This window comes from Pseudomonas sp. B21-047, assembly GCF_024748775.1.
Lineage (GTDB): Bacteria > Pseudomonadota > Gammaproteobacteria > Pseudomonadales > Pseudomonadaceae > Aquipseudomonas > Aquipseudomonas capeferrum.
In genome coordinates, this window is the sequence record NZ_CP087169.1 from 2,071,027 (window position 1) to 2,088,139 (window position 17,113).

The 17,113-nt window shown below is 63.5% G+C and carries 14 protein-coding genes and 1 pseudogene; 10 read left to right on the plus strand and 5 right to left on the minus strand.

The window, feature by feature from the left end; all coding sequences use genetic code 11:
• Positions 1–23: 23 nt before the first annotated feature.
• The 8 genes and pseudogenes from LOY26_RS09625 to adhP all read left to right on the plus strand — a co-directional run bounded on the left by LOY26_RS09625 (position 24) and on the right by adhP (position 8,760).
• Positions 24–1,511 (plus strand): hypothetical protein, encoded by a 1,488-nt coding sequence (locus LOY26_RS09625; protein ID WP_258714640.1) that lies wholly within the window; start codon positions 24–26, stop codon positions 1,509–1,511.
• Between the two features lie 273 nt (positions 1,512–1,784).
• Positions 1,785–3,455, plus strand: coding sequence for a hypothetical protein (locus LOY26_RS09630; RefSeq protein ID WP_033697082.1), 1,671 nt, complete (start codon positions 1,785–1,787; stop codon positions 3,453–3,455).
• Between the two features lie 85 nt (positions 3,456–3,540).
• Entirely contained in the window at positions 3,541–3,870 is a 330-nt protein-coding gene (locus tag LOY26_RS09635; RefSeq protein ID WP_033697085.1) for a hypothetical protein, read from the plus strand.
• Between the two features lie 132 nt (positions 3,871–4,002).
• Positions 4,003–5,484, plus strand: a complete 1,482-nt coding sequence (locus LOY26_RS09640; RefSeq protein ID WP_047582001.1) for a GIY-YIG nuclease family protein — start codon at positions 4,003–4,005, stop codon at positions 5,482–5,484.
• Positions 5,485–5,487: 3 nt separating this feature from the next.
• A complete protein-coding gene (locus LOY26_RS27030) occupies positions 5,488–6,483 on the plus strand; it encodes a hypothetical protein (protein WP_238338633.1) in 996 nt (331 codons plus the stop codon).
• A gap of 62 nt (positions 6,484–6,545) precedes the next feature.
• Complete coding sequence (locus LOY26_RS09650) at positions 6,546–6,797, plus strand: helix-turn-helix transcriptional regulator (protein ID WP_047582004.1); 252 nt, start codon at positions 6,546–6,548, stop codon at positions 6,795–6,797.
• Positions 6,797–7,626: pseudogene (locus LOY26_RS09655) on the plus strand (HipA domain-containing protein). The gene LOY26_RS09650 and the pseudogene LOY26_RS09655 overlap by 1 nt, the downstream one beginning before the upstream one ends.
• A gap of 123 nt (positions 7,627–7,749) precedes the next feature.
• Positions 7,750–8,760 (plus strand): alcohol dehydrogenase AdhP, encoded by a 1,011-nt coding sequence (gene adhP / locus LOY26_RS09660; RefSeq protein WP_033697090.1) that lies wholly within the window; start codon positions 7,750–7,752, stop codon positions 8,758–8,760.
• A gap of 61 nt (positions 8,761–8,821) precedes the next feature.
• Here the strand turns inward: adhP and LOY26_RS09665 are convergent, their stop codons facing one another.
• The 5 genes from LOY26_RS09665 to LOY26_RS09685 form a co-directional block, all read right to left on the minus strand.
• The gene (locus LOY26_RS09665; RefSeq protein WP_186659745.1) at positions 8,822–10,336 is read right to left on the minus strand and encodes a DHA2 family efflux MFS transporter permease subunit; all 1,515 of its coding nucleotides are present in this window, start codon (positions 10,334–10,336) and stop codon (positions 8,822–8,824) included.
• On the minus strand, positions 10,326–11,480 hold the full coding sequence (locus LOY26_RS09670) for an HlyD family secretion protein (RefSeq protein ID WP_258714641.1): 1,155 nt from the start codon (positions 11,478–11,480) through the stop codon (positions 10,326–10,328). Before LOY26_RS09670 ends, LOY26_RS09665 begins: the two co-directional genes overlap by 11 nt.
• Positions 11,477–12,832 carry an efflux transporter outer membrane subunit gene (locus LOY26_RS09675; protein WP_258714895.1) on the minus strand — a complete coding sequence of 452 codons (1,356 nt, stop codon included), beginning with the start codon at positions 12,830–12,832 and terminating at the stop codon, positions 11,477–11,479. The genes LOY26_RS09670 and LOY26_RS09675 overlap by 4 nt, the downstream gene beginning before the upstream one ends.
• A 246-nt stretch (positions 12,833–13,078) precedes the next feature.
• On the minus strand, positions 13,079–13,810 hold the full coding sequence (locus tag LOY26_RS09680) for a helix-turn-helix transcriptional regulator (protein WP_258714642.1): 732 nt from the start codon (positions 13,808–13,810) through the stop codon (positions 13,079–13,081).
• Positions 13,811–13,924: 114 nt separating this feature from the next.
• On the minus strand, positions 13,925–14,854 hold the full coding sequence (locus LOY26_RS09685) for a LysR family transcriptional regulator (protein ID WP_186665624.1): 930 nt from the start codon (positions 14,852–14,854) through the stop codon (positions 13,925–13,927).
• 94 nt (positions 14,855–14,948) lie between these two features.
• On the opposite strand from LOY26_RS09685, the gene LOY26_RS09690 reads away from it, so the two are divergent.
• Positions 14,949–16,124: an MFS transporter gene (locus LOY26_RS09690; protein WP_186665622.1), complete on the plus strand. Its 1,176-nt coding sequence runs from the start codon at positions 14,949–14,951 to the stop codon at positions 16,122–16,124.
• Positions 16,125–16,311: 187 nt separating this feature from the next.
• Complete coding sequence (locus LOY26_RS09695) at positions 16,312–17,076, plus strand: hypothetical protein (protein WP_047582014.1); 765 nt, start codon at positions 16,312–16,314, stop codon at positions 17,074–17,076.
• The last annotated feature ends 37 nt before the right edge of the window (positions 17,077–17,113 follow it).

Below are 17,113 nucleotides of genomic sequence, written 5' to 3' on the forward strand. Positions count from 1 at the left end.
TTCTTGTAGGGTGTAGTGAACAGATGGATCGAAACACGTTTCTTGCGCAGCCGGATGTGCGTGGCTTCATCGAATGGCTTCAGGTCAACTTGCCGACACTGGATGTGCACCTGCGCTTCAAGCCCAGCCATCAGGTCAAGGGCGGCCTGAATCAGCGGGTGGTGGGTATCGAACAGGTGCTGGCGCTGTATCGCTGGGGCAGTGCCTGGCAGGATGCACAAACCGGGCAGTGGGTCACGTCCATGGACTGGGCCAGCACCACCGCTTCGTTGCAGCTTTTGCGCAGCCGGTTGGCGGCAGCGTTGGCGTCAGGCTGCGATGATGCGGCCTACAACGCCTGCTGCGCCGTACTGAAGTGGGGCGGTGTACGCGGGGCCATCCCGTTCCTGGGGGCGCTACGCCAGCAACAGCAACTGGTGAGTTACCTCAAGGCGTGCAGACCGTTGTTCGACCTGGGCGCAGGCCAAACGCTCTCTGCGCTGAATGCCGGCAGCATCCAGCGCTTCGATGCGGGGCTGACCAAGATCCACTCGCTGATCGACACCACCGGCTCGCCCATCTACGACAGCCGGGTCGGCGCCGCCATTGCCATGCTCTATGCGCTGTACCGCCAAGGCAAAACCACCCCAGCGCAATTGCGTTTCCCGTCTGGCGGGGCACGCGGTGACCAAGTGCGTGACCCGGGGGCGCTGGGCTTTGCAAAAGCACCGCAGTTCTTCACCAAGGCGGTGCCGGGGTATGCGTGGGCGCGCAGCCAGGTCGAGCTGGGGTGGATCATCCAGGCCACACTGGCGGGCGCTGGGCAGCTGTTCGAAGGTTCGCTGCAGGCGCGTAGCCACAGCTTCGAAGCGGCGTTGTTCATGCTGGGTTATGACCTGCGCTGCCTGCTTCCAGAGGCTGCCTATGCGCCCGCGTCCAGTGAAGGCGCCGGGGGCGGCAGCACCCGCTCGACCTGGGTGCCGACCAGCGTGACCTTCCCGCAGGTGTTCATCGACTATCTGCACTGCAGCCAGGCTGCCGGGCACAGCGTAAGCCTGAAGGACTTCCGGCAGTGGCAGGTCGAGGTCAAGGGCCGCACGGCCAACACTGCACAAGCGTACTGTGCACCTTTGCAGCCACGCGAGTTCGACCTGGTCAGTTTCAACCTCGAGCAACTCGCGTGCATCGCGCAGGGGGGCGCGCCAGGGTTGGAAGTGCTCAGTGGCGGCGTTGCGCAGTTCATTGCAGGTGACGAGTACGAGCAGGTCTATCTGACCAACGTGTACCTGAGTGGCAAGGTTGCCGAGCTGGCGCTTGAGCATTCGGTATCGCCTGCCGAGTTGCTGGTGCGCTCAGAGTTAGCAGGCAACCCTGATACTGCGAAACCTGAAACCGCGAAGCTGATTCTGCGCACGGGCCGTGCACTGGGAGAGCATTTTGGGTTACTGGAAAACCAGCGGCCGACGGACTTGTTCAAGGCCTTTTTTGGCGAAGCCTTGACGGATCTGGACGATCAGTTGATGGCTGTCTGAGCCAGCTGGGGCCGCGAAGTGGCCCCACAGGTTTCAAAGCCAGCAGCAAACAGACCATTAGCTTTGCCATTATTAGGCCGCTATGTATAATCCCGCCAAAACCCGCATCCCAGAGCGTTTTTACAGGGATGGTCAGCTTCTTGATGCGCTTCTAATAGAGACCCTCCAGCCGCACTGCCCGCCACTGCATAACCCCGTTACACCCCGGCCAGTACTGAGCGTTGGCGAAGCCATGCCCAGCACCAGCCCGCACGCATTTCTACAAGGATATTCATGAAAAAGCGTTTCGTTCTCTGTGCCCTGGCGTCCGCCTTGGCCGGCTGCAACTCCGAATACAACTTCGACGAAGTCACCAGCTACACCGGCACTGTCGGTTCGCCACATGCGCTGTACCTGGAGCGCAAGTCCGGCGAGCGGCTCAATGGCACCGTGGTGCACAAGGTAGGTGACCGGGTACTGCAGTCGTTCAAGGTGGAAGACGGCAAGGCGGTCGGGGAATGGAAGGAGTTCGACCAGGATGGCAAGCTGCTGGTCGAAGGCCAGTTGCAGGACGGTGCCTTCGTCGGCCCCAAGAAAACCTGGTGCAAGGGTGAATTCGCCGACCATCTGGAAAACGTTCTGACCCTCGAAGGCGGTCGCCGCAGCGAGCAAAGCTACGACTGCGCCACCGGCCTGCAGGTCGCTGACAGCACGGTGCTGCCGACCGTTGATTTCCGCAAGCCCTCCATCCGTGTCGGCACCCAGCGCGAGTGGCGGGTCATCGACGGCGAGCAGAAGCTCACCCTGCTGGAAACCTTTGCCAGTGACGGTACCGGCAAACTCGATGGCCCGGTGGAGCACTATGACTACAAGGGCAACCTGAAAGACCGCGCCACCTACAAGGCCGGCGAGCTCGAAGGCGTGCGTGAGACTTGGACGGCGTTCACCGATGGCACGTCGGTACCGGCCAGCAAGGTCACCTACAGCGCAGGCAACAGAAACGGCCTGTCCGAGATGTACTTTGTCCGCGGCTGGCCGGCCGGCACGGTGGCGGAGAAGGGCAGCTACAAGGACGACAAGCAAGTGGGCGTGTGGGTCAGTTATCAGCCTGGGTATGCCCAGGTGCGTGATATCGACAGCCCGCCAGACACCTCGCCCATGGCCATGCGCGTATGGGATGCCGCACAAGGCCAGGCGCGCAATTCGGACTGGGCGAAAGAGATCAAGGACCTGGACGCCTTTGCCTACCTGCTCAAAAGCTCCGGCATCAACGTCAACCAACGTATCCATCATGAGAACAAGCCGCTGATCGTCGGCGCCGCCGATAATGCCTATGACTACCTGGTATCGATTGGCGCCGACCCGATGGGCCGGGATGTCAACGGCAACACCCGCCTGATCGACTGCCTGGCAGGTAGCGACTACAACAGCTGCAGCTTCGCCCACATGATCACCCTGGCCGGCAAGGAAGACCTCAAGGCCCACAACGTCTATGGCGATACCGCGCTGTCGACCTTCTGCAAAAAAGCCGGCGAGCTGCAACGTCGCCGTGGCGCGGGTCAGCAACCTGAAGCGCTGTTCCAGGCACTGCTCAAGGGCAGTGACGTGAACGCCAAGGCCTACGGTGGCGAGACGGCCCTGCACGCCTGCATGGCCCAGCGCGACCATAGCTACGCCGAGGCGTTGATCGCGGCTGGCGCGAACTTGAATGCGGCGGATGTCGATGGCACCACGCCCGTGGCCGCAGCCTTCTTCGACGGTTACAACCTGGCTGCAGGCGGGCACCGCGTAAGCTGGTCGGACAACGTGATTCGCTTCGCTGCCAGCTACCAGGGCAAGTCCGACTTCACCTTCGACACGCCGCTGGCAGGGTTCGGCAAGTCCATTCGCCAGCTGGTGCTGGAGAACGGCGATACCGCCTCGGCGATGTTGATCGACTCCCTGGTGGGTACCGCCAAGGGTTGATTGCCGTTCTGGCGGCACCCGGCTTTCGCCCAGGGCGCGAGGCGTGCCGCCGCCTCTTTAGATGAATGACTGACAAGGAATACCTATGCGTCGCTTCAAATACGTGCTGGCAGCATTGCCATTCTGTGTACTGGCTGGCTGCGGCAACGATGCGCTGGATGGCACCTACGAGGCCGAGACCACTGTGATGGGCTTCAGCGCAGGCAAGCAGACGGTCGAGTTCTCCAGTGACTACATCGTCTCTGCGGGCAACAAGATCAAGGTCGACGAGTGGGAGCGCAAGGACGATGTGGTCGTGGCCCGTGATGCCAACGGCGTTGCGCTGATCAACGTGCGCGTGCTGGATGGCGGCAAGCGTCTGGAGTCGATTGGCGGCAACAACATGGCCAAGCAGGTGTTCGTGCGGGTGGATTGATCGCCCGCGTCTTGGGGCTGCCATGCAGCTCCAAAACGCCAGTTTTTCGACATTTCAAGCATCCCGGCAGTGGATCCGATGATGTCATTTTGATAGCTTGCCGCCCATGATCGAGCTATCCGGATAGGGATGATGAACCAGCCATACCAACACAGGACGCTGTCGCCGCTCGCCAACCTGATTGTCGACCGGGCGATCGAGAACACCAACCGCAAGCTCGTGGCCGGTTTTCGCAACAAAAAGAATTCCCAGCCCAACGCCAAGTCACCGGACCCGCTGCAGGCCGGCAAGGACACCCTCGCTGCCACCTCGGCGCAAAGCGCCATGCAGGTTGCCAACCGGGGTGTCGCCTGGAAAGAAATCCTCTTCAAAAGCCTGTCGGCCGGTATCGGTTCGCTGGCCACGCTGCAATTCGACGGCGCGCTCTCGGTAAGCGCCAACGACGCCTCCAGCCTCAACGACTTGCCCGACAAGCCCGGCGTGTACGTGGTGTACGACGCCAGCGGCCAGCTGGCCTACATCGGTGACAGCACCAACATGCGTCAGCGCTGGCAGGACGGGCACATGAACGAATACCGCGGCCGGGCCAACAGCGAAACCCGCAAGCCCTACAAGCTGGCGGACCAGCTTGAGGCCGGGTGCACCGTCAAGTTCGTGGTCATGGATTCGGCCGAAACCGCCGCCGCCCTGGAAGCCTTCCTGATCAAGAACGAAAAGCCGCCGGTCAACCGCAAGCAAGAGCTGAAGGAAGAGCAGGGTATCCGCAGCAACATCGAAGCCAAGAAAATGAAGGACGCGATGGGCAGTGCCGGCGAGGTGGCCATGGGCGCTGGCAAGGAGGCGCTGAAGAACTCGGGGTGGCAGGTATTCGAGCAACTGACCGCTGCCGCGATCATCGCCATCAAGGATGAACTGGTCGACCTGTTCATGGGCGGCACTGCGCGCCTCAAGGCCCGAGTCGAGCGCTTTCTGCAAAAGATCTGGGCCGTGGTCGAGCGTATCGTCGCCGCGCCCCTGAAGCTGCTCAACGGCGTGGTCGAGTTCATCGTCAACGCCCTGTCCAAGGCGGTCCGCCAGGTCTACAACCTGAGCCGCAACCTGTTCGACCTCGCCCATGGCGCCTGGCAGCTCTACAAGGGTGCCCAGTCCATGCCAAGGGAAGAGCTCATCCAAAAGATCGTCGAAACCGTGGTGGTCAGTGGCACGCTGATTTTCTGGGACGGCATCGAGCCGGTCATCGAGGCGCAGTTGCTGCCCCTGGTCGGCGTGGCTGCGCCGTACATTTCCTGCGTGATCGCGGCCATCGGTTTCGGGCTGTGCAGTTACCACCTGCAAAAGGTCGTGCCGCCCATCGTGGCCTTCCTGGTGGACTTCAAGAGCGGCTGGCACGAAGCGCTGGAGGCCAAGCGCGCGGCGGCGTTGCAACTGATCCAGGTACAAGAGAACGAATGGCTGATGGCCGAGGGCCTGATGGAATACGCCCAGTCGGTCGACACCCTGGCCCGTGAGGCCGGCGCCCACCGCGAGCGCCTGGCGCAGCATCGGGCAGTGCGGGCGATCGACTACTCGGCACTGCTGCAATCGAACAAAAACCGTATTACCCAGGAGTCCTGACAGGTGTTCAACACTACAACCGACCTCGCCGCCAAGCTCTTTGGCCAAGTCAGGCTGGCCGAGTCGCTGCCCGTACCCGCCCCTGCGTCGCTGCCGGCGCCCCGCGAGGAGCACGACCAGCTCAAAGACTTCGAGCACGGGCTGCGCAAGCTGCACGAGGCCATCGTCAACAACAAGGGGGCGCGCGAGCAGCTCGAGGCGTTCAAGCAGCAAGGCACCTGGGATTCGTTCTGGGGCGGCCTGACGGGCAAAAACGACAAAGACCTGGCCGACATGGTCAGGCAGGTGGGTGAGAGCCTGGCCGTGACCCAGAGCGTGGTGCAGTTGTTGACCCAGTTGCACACGGCCAACAACAAGGTACTGCGCGGCTTCAATGACGCCCTGGTGCGTGAGATCGAACGCCTGCAGGCCGACGCGGTGACGCTGGAGGGCAACCAGGAAGGGGCCCTGGTGGTGCTGTGCGAATTCAAGCAGCAGATCGACGACCTGCTGGCGATGGCCGATGGCTACGCCTATTGCACCCAGGAGGTGGAGCGGCTGGCCTGGGCCCAAGGCAAGCAGGAGACCGACCTGACGGCCCTGGATGCCAAGATCGATGCGCAACACCAGAAGCTGGTGACCAGCACCCTGGCCCGGGTGCAGAAAGAGGCCGTGATCAGAAAGAACCTGGAGCACCATCAGCACAAGCTCGCCGCCCAGGAAGGGCAACTTGAGGAGCTGAAGAAAAACCTGACCGCCAGCAACCTGGCCCGGGAAAGCCTGTCGACCACCGTGACCACGGCATTGAAGAAGCTCGCCCTGGCCACCAGCACCCAGGCTCAACGCGTGGACCGCATGGAGGCGCAGCTGGCCACGCTGCTGGACAACCAGCGCCAATGCCAGGCCCAGCTGGCGCAACTGGCCGCACCGGGTTGGGTTGCCTACCTAGGCCGCAATGCCGTGTCGCTGGTTGCACTGGCTGCGGCGGTGTTTGCCTTGGGGCTGAATCTGCGGGGGTGATTTGATATTTACCTAGGTTAGGTATACGTTACATTAACTTAAATTTGTTACGTATACAGAACATGGATCCCTCTTTTATCATTGCACGCCTGGGTCAACAAGTTCGGCAGCGCCGGTTGAGTCGTGGGTTCACTCAAGCCAAGCTGGCGGCATTGGCCGGTGTTACCCGTCAGAAAGTTATCGCGATAGAGCGAGGCGATCTATCTGTAGGTATGGCCGCCTATGCTCGAGTGGTGGGCGCTTTGGACTGCGAGTTCGCGCTAGTGCCCGCAGCCATGCCCACGTTGGATGAAATTCAGGGAGTATTCGACTGATGACGGCCATGCTACGGGTAGCGACACCGGGAGGGGAAAGCGGGACAGTTTTCAGCTCCGCTGAAGACTATCTGTTTCGCTACCGTGAGGATGCTTCGGCTCATGCAGCGATCAGTCTACTGATGCCATTACGCCTGGATGAATACCGACACCGGGAACTGCACCCGATATTCCAGATGAATTTGCCTGAAGGCTATGTGCTGGAGCAATTGCGTAACCGTCTGGTCAAGGTGGTGAATGTCGATCCGATGCTGCTATTGGCGCTCTCTGGTAGCAGCTCGCCGATTGGGCGGGTGGTGCGCCGCAACGTTTCACCTCGAAAACGTCTGACCTGATCATAAAAAGCGGGCGGGACGAGTTCCCGGGGCTGGCAATCAACGAGTTTCTCTGCATGTCCGTGGCCAAGGAGGTAGGGATCCCAGTGCCGAAATTCTACCTGTCCGATAACGCCAAGCTTTTCGTCATGCGGCGCTTTGATCGGGACGGGCAGCTCAATCCGATCGGCTTTGAGGACATGGCCGCATTGATGGGGCTTTCGGCGCAGCAGAAGTACAGCAAGAGCTATGCGGCTATCGCCACCACAGCCTACATCCCTGAGGATGTGTTGGCCCTGGACCTGGGCGGTAACAAGTCGTTGTTTGCTTCAAGGCAGGGCTTGATGGACTTTGCTGTCACCTGTGATGTGGCTCGGCCAAAGGAAATCATTTGCGAACAGTTGCAGGCGTTGGAGCAAGTACTGGCTCGCTCTGCTGAACTGTGCGAGCAAGCCCCCGATGTGGTGAGGGCAATTCGGCAGTCTGCCGGGCCGTTCATCAGTACCTTTGGCTAACGTCCAACCCTTATTACTGCCCACTGTTCAAAACCTGACCTGCAGCAACGCCTCTTCATCAATCCGCCACTATGCTGACCCGGGCACTCTCTCAAGCTCACTCAGCCAGACACGGAGGTATTTATGAAAGCTGCTGTTGTTGCCAAAGGGCGTCGCGTGGACGTGGTGGAAAAAACACTGCGGCCGCTGGCGCACGGGGAAGCGTTGCTGAAGATGCAGTGTTGTGGCGTTTGCCATACCGACCTGCATGTCAAGAATGGCGATTTCGGCGACAAGACCGGTGTGATCCTGGGCCACGAAGGGATTGGCGTGGTCGTGGAAGTGGGGCCGGGCGTGACTTCGCTCAAGCCAGGTGACCGGGCCAGCGTTGCTTGGTTCTTCCAGGGCTGCGGGCATTGCGAATACTGCAACAGCGGCAACGAGACACTGTGCCGCGCGGTGAAGAACTCCGGTTACACGGTCGATGGCGGCATGGCCGAGGCGTGCATCGTGGTGGCGGACTATGCGGTAAAAGTGCCGGACGGGCTGGACTCGGCGGCCGCCAGCAGCATCACCTGCGCCGGTGTGACCACCTACAAGGCGGTGAAGTCGTCGAATATCCGCCCTGGGCAATGGCTTGCCATCTACGGCCTCGGTGGCCTGGGCAACCTCGCCCTGCAGTACGCCAAGAACGTCTTCAATGCCCGGGTCATCGCCATCGACGTCAATGATGAACAACTGGCCTTCGCCCGCGAAATGGGCGCCGACCTGGTGGTCAACCCGCGCGATGAGGACGCAGCCAAAGTCATCCAGGCCAAGACCGGCGGCGCCCATGCGGCGGTGGTCACGGCCGTGGCCAAAAGCGCCTTCAACTCGGCGGTCGATGCGCTGCGTGCTGGCGGTCGGCTGGTCGCGGTTGGGCTGCCACCTGAAGCCATGAGCCTGGACATTCCACGCCTTGTGCTCGACGGTATCGAGGTGGTGGGTTCGCTGGTCGGTACCCGTCAGGACCTGCAAGAAGCCTTCGAATTTGCCGCGCAAGGCAAGGTGGTGCCGAAGGTAACGCTGCGCCCGATCGAAGACATCAATGACATTTTCGAAGAGATGCAGGAAGGCAAGATCAAAGGCCGCATGGTGATCCACTTCGCCGATTAGCCCAAAGCCGGCCCGCGTTCGCGGGCCGTTTTTATACCGGCGCAGCGGGTTACACACATGCTCATGCCGGTTGCCGGGTGCGCAGTAACAGTGCCGCTACTGCGCAGCCGATCAATGCCAGGCACGCCAGGTAGAAGGCATCACTGTAGGCCATCAGGTAAGCCTCGCGCCTGATGGTCGCGGCCAACCCTTCCAGCGCCTGTTGCTGGGCCGGCAGCCAGCTCTGCACGGTCTGGCTGATGCGCTCCTGCACACTGGGTGCGAACACCGTGACATGTTCGTGAATGCGCTCACTGTGATAGCGCTCGCGCGTTGCCACGATCTGCGTCAGCGTGGCGGTGCCGATGGCGCCACCCAAGTTGCGCAGCATCGAAAACACCGCCGAGGCCGAGCCCGCTTCACGTTTTTCCAACCCTGCCACCGCCAGTACCGACAGCGCGACCATGATGAACGGCTGGCCAATGCCGCGCACCACCGTGGACGGGATGATGACGTTATCGGCGCTGTCGATGTTCAGGCTCGCGCCCAGCCAGCAGCCTGCAGCCATGATCAGAAAACCACTGGCCACCATGAACTTGGCGCTGGTCCAGGCCATCAATTTTGGCATCAACGGCGCCAGCAGCAGTTGCACCACGCCATAGGCGATCAACGCGACCCCCACATCCCGGGCGCTGTAGCCCTGCAGCTGGGAGAGGTAGTTGGGCACCAGGAACACCAGGCCAAAGGTGGCGGCGCCAAAGATGAACATGGCGATGCTGGCGACCCCGAAGTTGTAGCGCCCCAGCAAGCGCAAGTTGATGAATGCGCGCTGGCCGTACAACTGGGTGAACACGAATACCGCCAACGCCAAGCCTGCGATGATCGACATGCCGACGATGAACGTCGAGCCGAACCAGTCCAGCCGGCCGCCTTCCTCCAGCACGATCTGCAAGCCGCCCAAGCCCAGGACCATGGCCGCTATGCCCACCCAGTCGCCCCGACGCAACAGGGCCAGTTGCATGGGTTTGGCTTCGATCGACCAGGCGATGGCGAGCAGCAGTGCGACGCCGGGAAACAGCTGCAGGTAGAAAATCCAGCGCCACGAATAGACATCGGTCAACCAGCCGCCAATGGAAGGCCCCGCCGCCTGGGCCACGCTGTTGGCCAGGCTGAACAGCGCCATGCCCATGGCCATCTTGCTGGCGGGCAGTTCGGTGATGATCAACTGAAAGGAGAGGGGGATGAGCACTGCGCCGGCTGCGCCCTGGATCACCCTGAGGGTGATCATTGCCTCCAGATTGGGCGCCCACGAGCAGGCGATCGATGCCAGCAGGAAGATGAACGACCCCGTCCACATCACCCGGCGCATGGAAAACACCTCGACCAGCCAGGCCGTCAGCGGAATCATGACAATCTCTGCCACCAGGTACGCGGTGGAAATCCACGAGCCCTCTTCGAAGCTGGCACCCAGCGAACCGCGGATTTCAGGCAGCGCCGCGCTGGTGACGTGCACGTTCATGCCGGCCATGAAGCACCCAAGCAAGCCGCCGAACACCGCCACCCAGGCCCGCAACGGTACCCTTTGCTCAGTGCTCATCGGCCGGCTCCACGGGGCGCGTGTCGACCGTGGTCACCACCGACATGCCGGGCAGTATCTGCACGCCGTCTACGGGTTGGTCGAGCACGATGCGCACCGGAAAACGCTGGACGATCTTGGTGAAGTTGCCGGTGGCGTTGTCCGAAGGCAGCAGCGCAAAAACATTGCCGGACGCCGGCGAGAAGCTCGCCACGCGGCCTTGCACAGGCTGGCTGGCGAAGCTGTCGATACGCACCTGCACCGGTTGCCCCGGACGCATGTGGGCCAGCTGGGTTTCCTTGTAGTTGGCGACCACGTAGGTCTGCTGCAACGGCACCACCGCCAGCAACGGCTGGCCTGGCACCACATACTGCCCGGCGCGAACGCGGCGCTGACCGACCACGCCATCGATGGGCGCGCGGATGACGGTGTCCTGTTCATCCTGCTCGGCCAGCGCCTGGCGGGCCTGGGCACGGCTCAAGGCCGCCGTGCGTTGCTTGATGTCGGCATCGGCCGCCAGCGCCAGGGCCTTGGCCATCGTCAGTTGCGAACGCTGTTCTCGTAAGCGTGCCTGCGCGCCCTGCAGCGCGGCACCCGCTTGTACAGCACTGGCATTGGCCGCTTCCAGGCGCTGCACGGTGGCTGCGTTGTCACGCACCAGGCCACGGTAGCGCTGCATGTCCAGCTCGCTGCGCTGGCGCTCGGCGCTGGCACTGTGCACGGCCGATTCGGCCTGGAAGATGGCCTGCTGTTGCTGGTTGATACGCTCGCCAGCCACTTGCTGGCTGGCCTGCGCCGCCGCCAGCGCGGCCTGTGCTTCGGCCACCCCGGCAGTGGCCTGGTCGAGGCGTGCACGGTAGTCGCGGTTGTGCAGGCGCACCAGCACATCGCCTGCCTTGACGGGCTGGTCGTCCTCCACTTCAACCTTGGCCACATAGCCGGCCACGCGCGCGCTCAGGGCCACCCAGTCGGCGCGTACATAGGCATCATCGGTGGTCTCCAGGTAGCGCCCGGTAGTGAACCAGTACCCGCCGAAGGCCAGCGCTGCCAGCAGCATCAGGCCACCACCGGCGTACAGTGCCAGGCGGCGACGGGGCCTGCGGGCAGTGACAGCCGCCTGGGGCTGGTCATCCGCCAGCGCGTTCTTTGTAACGGCAACATTCATGATTGGCTTCCAGTAGCGGGAGTGGAGCGACGCACCCGGCTTGGGGCCGGTGCCGGTGATGATTGCCAGCGCCCGCCCAGGGCGCGGAACAGGTTGATCTGGGCACGTGCCAGGCGGCCTTGGGCCTCGACATGGCTGGCCCTGACTGCGATCAGGTCGCGCTCGCTGTCCAGCAGCGCCAGTGCGTCGAGGGTGCCGGCGCGGTAGCTGCTTTGCGCCAGGGCAAAGCCGCGTTGGCCCTGCACCAGGGCTGCTGCCAGGGCCTGGGTACGTTGCCGTTCACCGTCAAAACGGGCCAGGGCCTGGCGCACATCCTTGAGTGCCGCCAACGCCACCCCGCGGTAATGAGCGATTTGCGCCTGTTGCAAGGCCTGGGCCTTGCTCACCCGTGCGCGGTTGGCCTTGATATTGGGGAACTCCCAGCGGATCAACGGGCCGATGGCAAACATCAGCGCACGGCTGTCGCCCAGGTTGGCCAGGTGGTGATCCGACGAGGTCAACGAGGCGCCGAAGCTGACCTTCGGATACAGGTCAGCCTTGACGATGTCGACTTCCAAAGCGGCAGCCTGCAGCTCGCGTTCGGCCTTGCGCACGTCTGGCCGGCGTTCGAGCAGGCGCCAGGCGTCGCCAGCAGGCAACGGCGCGGCGAGGGTCGGGATGGTCTGGCAGGGGGCGCCGTTGTCGATCAGCGCCGCCGGCTCCTGGCCACTGAGCATGCTCAGTTCGTACAGGGCCATGCGCCGGCGTGCCTCCAGCATCGGCAGTTGCGCCTGTACCTGTTCGCGTAAACCCAGCAGGCGCACAGCATCGAGTTCGGTGGCGACGCCAGCCTGACGCTGGCGCTCGCTGAGCTGCACACTGCGCTGCAACGTGTCCAGGGACTGGCTGGCTGCCGCGATGCGGGCCCCGTAGACGCATTGGTCGATGTAGGCGCGAGTGGTCTGGCTGACCACCTGCAGGTGCACCAGCTCCAAGGCCTCGCGGCTGGCCTCGGCCTGTACCCGTGCCCGTTCGATGGCCGCGCGCACCTGGCCCCAGACGTCTACCTGGTAGGCCAGCTCAATGGCCGGGTTGAACGCCCATTGCGATGGCGCATGGCTGTCGGTGGCCTCGGCCAGGGTCTGGTCATTGGCGCTCTTGCCATAGCTGGCGGCAAACCCGAGGGAAGTGCTGGGCCAGCGCTTGGCGTCGAACTCGCCAATGCCGGCCAGCATGGCCTGCACATTGGCTTCGGCCTGCGCCAGGTCCTGGTTGTGTTCCAGGGCCTGCTGCACCCAGGCGTTGAGCTGCGGGTCGTGATACAACGCCCACCAGCGCGCGGGCAGCGCCTCGTCGCTGACGTCGGCAGGCAGGCGCAGCCCGGGCAATGCCTGGAAGGGGTTGGGGGGGAGGGCGCCTGTGGGGTGCCCAGTGCACGCCGACAGCACGCTGAACACGCCGATGGCGGCAGCCCGCCTGGCGGGGCTGGAAAGGGATCGAATTGGCATCACGCAAGCCGTATGAGGGGTCGTGAGGCCAGATTAACGAGGGCTGGGGTAGCCCCGCTGCCGCAAGCGGGACAACCCTGCGCGCAACTGGGACAACCTCAGCCTCGGCGCTCAGGGCGTTGGCGCGGCGCCCGTGCCCAGCACGTTGACCTGCCAGTCGCTGGGGTTGTAGCCAAGGATGCGCTTGAACATCGCGGCAAAGGCGCTGGCGCTCTGGTAACCGTGGTCCAGTGCCACGTTCAGGATCGGTTTGCCATCGGCCAGGCACTGCTGGCTGAGGACCATGCGCGTGCGTGCTCGCCACTCGCCATACGACATGCCCACCTCACGCTGGAACAGCCGCGCCAGGGTGCGCGCGCTCATGTTCAGTTGCGCGCCGCACTGCTCCAGCGTCAGGTCCTGGGCCGGGTCTTCGAGAAAGCCCTCGCACCAGGCGCGCAGCCGTGCATGCTGCGGCACCGGCACGTAGGCATCGATGCGCTCGGCCGTTTCCAGCTCACGCTGGATCAGCGCCCGGGCGTGCTCGCCCAGCGGCTCGTCGCGCTGCAACATCCGTGAGCCCGCCAGGATCAGCTCGCGCAGCAAACCGGACACCGCGATGACATGGCAGCGCGTGACGTGCGAACCCAGCAACAAGGTGCGCATCGACACTTCACCTTGCATGCGGATTTCGTGGCCGACCCCAGCAGGTATCCACAGTGCCTGCCCACGGGGGATCACCCAGTTACCGCCATCGCTGCACACCCGCATCACACCGTTGGCGGCATAGATCAGCTGATCCTCAACGTGGCAGTGGCTGGCAACCACCTCACCGTGCCGATAGTCCATCCCCAAAGCTTGCATGCCGATCTCCCCAGCCCTGTATGGCGCGCGATTGGATCCAATAATATCGCAAGGCAATCGGCTGTGGTTGCTAAGTGCGCAGGGGCGAGTGCGAGTTATGCGTTTTAATTGCGCTCAGGGTTGCGATGTTGGCGGTGCGTGGCGCAGCGGCCAACCCTGATGATGCTCGACCAGAAAGTCCACGAACACCCGAACCCGTGCCGGCATCGCCGGGCCGCCGACGAACACCGCATGAATCGGCTCCCGGTCGCCGGGGTTGTAGGCCTCCAGCAGCGGCACCAGTTGCCCGCTGGCAAGGTCATCGCCCACCGTGAACGTACCGATGCGCGCGATGCCGGCCCCCAGCCTGGCCAATTGCGCCAGCGCCTCGCCGCTGCTGCACTCCAGGTTGCCGCTGACTTTAAGGGCAAACGCCTGCCCGTCACGGCGAAACGGCCAGTCGGGCTCGGCACGTCGGAAGTTGAAACGCAAACAGTTATGGCGGGCCAGGTCTTCAGGTTCGTTCGGGGTGCCGCAGCGTTGCAGATAATCGGGCGAGGCAACGATCACCTGGCCGGTGTCGCCAATGTAACGGGCACTCAGCGAACTGTCCGGCAGGTGGCCGAAACGCAGCGCGACATCGGCCTGGCCGCCGGCAATGTCGACCAGTTCGTCGCCTAGCGTCAGGTCGACCAGTATCTGCGGGTACAGGGCGCTGAACTGCGCCAGCAAGGGCACCACCGTGAGCCGGGCATGCCCCAGCGCGGCGCTCACCCGCAGGCGCCCGCGCGGTACGCCCTGGTCGGTGATGGCATCCTCGACTTCATCCATGTCGGCGAGGATGCGCCGGGCGCCACGCAAGTAGGCTTCGCCCTCCGGGGTAAGCGAAATGGCCCGTGTGGTGCGCAACAGCAGGCGGGTGCCCAGGCGCTGTTCGGTGCGCGCGATGATCCGGCTGACCGCCGATGGCGTCAGCCCCAGCGCCCGCGCCGCCGCAGACAAGCTGCCCGCGTGCGCGACGTTGGCAAAAATCTCCATCTCGCCGGACCTGCCGTTGAAGTCCATTTGTGCCTCGCGCGCAAAGGTGATTGGCAAAAATGCGGTCTAGTGCATTAACGGAGTGGATCGTAGCATTTGCGGCACAGATAAGGAGCCCGTCATGCGCATCAATCCACCCCTCGTCGCACTCGCCATCGGTGCCTTTGGCATCGGCGTCACCGAGTTCGCCCCCATGGGCATGTTGCCCAGTATTGCCACAGACCTCGGGGTCTCGATACCTGCTGCCGGGCTGCTGGTCAGCGCCTACGCGGTGGGGGTGCTGATCGGTGCCCCGTTGATGACCCTGGCCACCGGCAAGGTGCCGCGGCGTTACCTGTTGATTGGGCTGATGGCCATTTTCACCCTCGGTAACCTGATGTCGGCGCTGGCGAGCGATTACGCCAGCCTGCTCGTGGCCCGCGTGGTGACCTCGCTCAACCATGGCGCGTTCTTTGGTATCGGCTCGATCGTGGCAGCCAGTGTGGTGCCGCCGGAAAAACGCGCAGGCGCCGTGGCCGCGATGTTCATGGGGTTGACGCTGGCGACCATCGGCGGTGTGCCGTTGGCGACCTGGTTCGGTGAGTTGTTGGGGTGGCGCACGTCGTTCTGGGGCATCGCGGGCCTGGGTTTGGTGGCCATGTCGGCGCTGTGGTACGCGCTGCCCAATGTGCCGCTGCCCAAAAGTGATGGGGTAATGGCCGAAATCCGCGTGCTCGGCCGTGGGCCGGTTCTGGCGGCATTGGCGCTGACCGTGGTCGGCTCCAGCGCGATGTTTACCGTGTTCACCTACATTGCGCCCATTCTGCACAGCGAGGCCCAGGCCTCCACCACGTTCATCACCGTCATGCTGGTGTTGTTCGGTATCGGCCTGACCTTGGGCAACGTGTGGGGTGGCAAGGCGGCGGACCGCTCGGTCGATCGTACGCTGATCGTCTCGCTGGCGGTGTTGATCGCTGTGCTGCTGGTGTTTCCGCTGCTGATGCCCTGGTCGCTGCCCACGGCACTGGCGGTGCTGGTGTGGGGGGCGGCCAGTTTTGCCTTGGTGCCGCCGCTGCAGATGCGCGTGATGGAAGCGGCCAAGGACGCGCCTAACCTGGCGTCTGCGGTGAATATCGGCGCGTTCAACCTTGGCAACGCAATAGGCGCTGCGCTGGGTGGGGCGGTGATCAATGCGGGGCTGGGTTACCCGGCGATTTCCCTGGCAGGTGCGTTGATGGCGGGTTTGGGGTTGCTGATGGTGCTGGCGTTTGCCTGGCGCGCGCGGGGCGTGGCAGCGTCGAAGGCCGCCTTGGTATAACACAGCCTGAATTGCGCCCCAAATGTTGGACACCCGCCCATCATTTGGGGCGCAGCTCAGGCGTTCCAAACCCTGGTCTGAACCTGGATAGGCGGATGGCGCTTGCCCGCAACGGCCATCGTCACTGTGCCCCGGAGCGCGCTTCAGCTAGCATGCGCTATCCCCCGCCTCAGACCTGAACCTCTGCATGACTGTCTTCTACCTCAAACTCTTCATGACCCCCACCCTGATGCTGGCCATTTCGCTGGCTGGCAAACGCTGGGGCACGCAAATTGGCGGGCTGCTTTCAGGGCTACCCGTTACCTCGGCGCTGGTCATGCTGTTTCTCAGCCTTGAACAAGGCGAGGCGTTCGCCTCATTGGCCGTACCAGGGGCATTGGCCGGGGTGGCTGCCGTGCAGGCAACCTGCTTGTTCTATTACGGGGTGACCCGACGTGTAGGCGCCTTGGTCGGCTGCATCGCAGCGCTGGCGTTCTTTGTGTTGGCGGCGTTGGCAACCAGCCACCTGGGCGGGGTGGCGTTGTCGGTCATTGCCACGCTGCTACTGGTCATCGCCATCGTCGTGGCCACCGCCAAGCCGGCAGACGCCAGTGCCGCACGCTACGTGCCGACGCCTCGCTGGGTCATCCCGATGCGCATGATGACCGCCACCTTGCTGCTGCTGGTGATCACGGCCAGCGCGACCTTGCTCGGCCCTGTGGTCAGCGGGATGCTGGCGCCGGTCCCAGTCATCGCCTGGCCGCTGGCGGTGTTCGCCCACGTCCAGGGCGGGCGCCAGGAGCTGGCTGCGATCATACGCGGCAACGGCATTGGCGCCGTGGGCGTGGTCGGCTTTTACCTGACCTTGCAACACACGCTGTTGCAGTGGGGCGCGGTCATGTCGATCGCCATTGGCGTGTTGCTGGCAGTGGTGGTGACCTTCGTGTTGGCGAAGGTGCTGGAGGCACGCTGAGCAGGGGCGGCTTCAGTCAGTGCCTCCGGCCGCCCCA

Coding starts and splice junctions, on each gene's coding strand:
- LOY26_RS09625 (WP_258714640.1), top strand. CDS start 24: ATGGATCGAAACACGTTTCTTGCGCAGCCGGATGTGCGTGGCTTCATC.
- LOY26_RS09630 (WP_033697082.1), top strand. CDS start 1,785: ATGAAAAAGCGTTTCGTTCTCTGTGCCCTGGCGTCCGCCTTGGCCGGC.
- LOY26_RS09635 (WP_033697085.1), top strand. CDS start 3,541: ATGCGTCGCTTCAAATACGTGCTGGCAGCATTGCCATTCTGTGTACTG.
- LOY26_RS09640 (WP_047582001.1), top strand. CDS start 4,003: ATGAACCAGCCATACCAACACAGGACGCTGTCGCCGCTCGCCAACCTG.
- LOY26_RS09650 (WP_047582004.1), top strand. CDS start 6,546: ATGGATCCCTCTTTTATCATTGCACGCCTGGGTCAACAAGTTCGGCAG.
- adhP (WP_033697090.1), top strand. CDS start 7,750: ATGAAAGCTGCTGTTGTTGCCAAAGGGCGTCGCGTGGACGTGGTGGAA.
- LOY26_RS09665 (WP_186659745.1), bottom strand. CDS start 10,336: ATGAGCACTGAGCAAAGGGTACCGTTGCGGGCCTGGGTGGCGGTGTTC.
- LOY26_RS09670 (WP_258714641.1), bottom strand. CDS start 11,480: ATGAATGTTGCCGTTACAAAGAACGCGCTGGCGGATGACCAGCCCCAG.
- LOY26_RS09680 (WP_258714642.1), bottom strand. CDS start 13,810: ATGCAAGCTTTGGGGATGGACTATCGGCACGGTGAGGTGGTTGCCAGC.
- LOY26_RS09685 (WP_186665624.1), bottom strand. CDS start 14,854: ATGGACTTCAACGGCAGGTCCGGCGAGATGGAGATTTTTGCCAACGTC.
- LOY26_RS09690 (WP_186665622.1), top strand. CDS start 14,949: ATGCGCATCAATCCACCCCTCGTCGCACTCGCCATCGGTGCCTTTGGC.
- LOY26_RS09695 (WP_047582014.1), top strand. CDS start 16,312: ATGACTGTCTTCTACCTCAAACTCTTCATGACCCCCACCCTGATGCTG.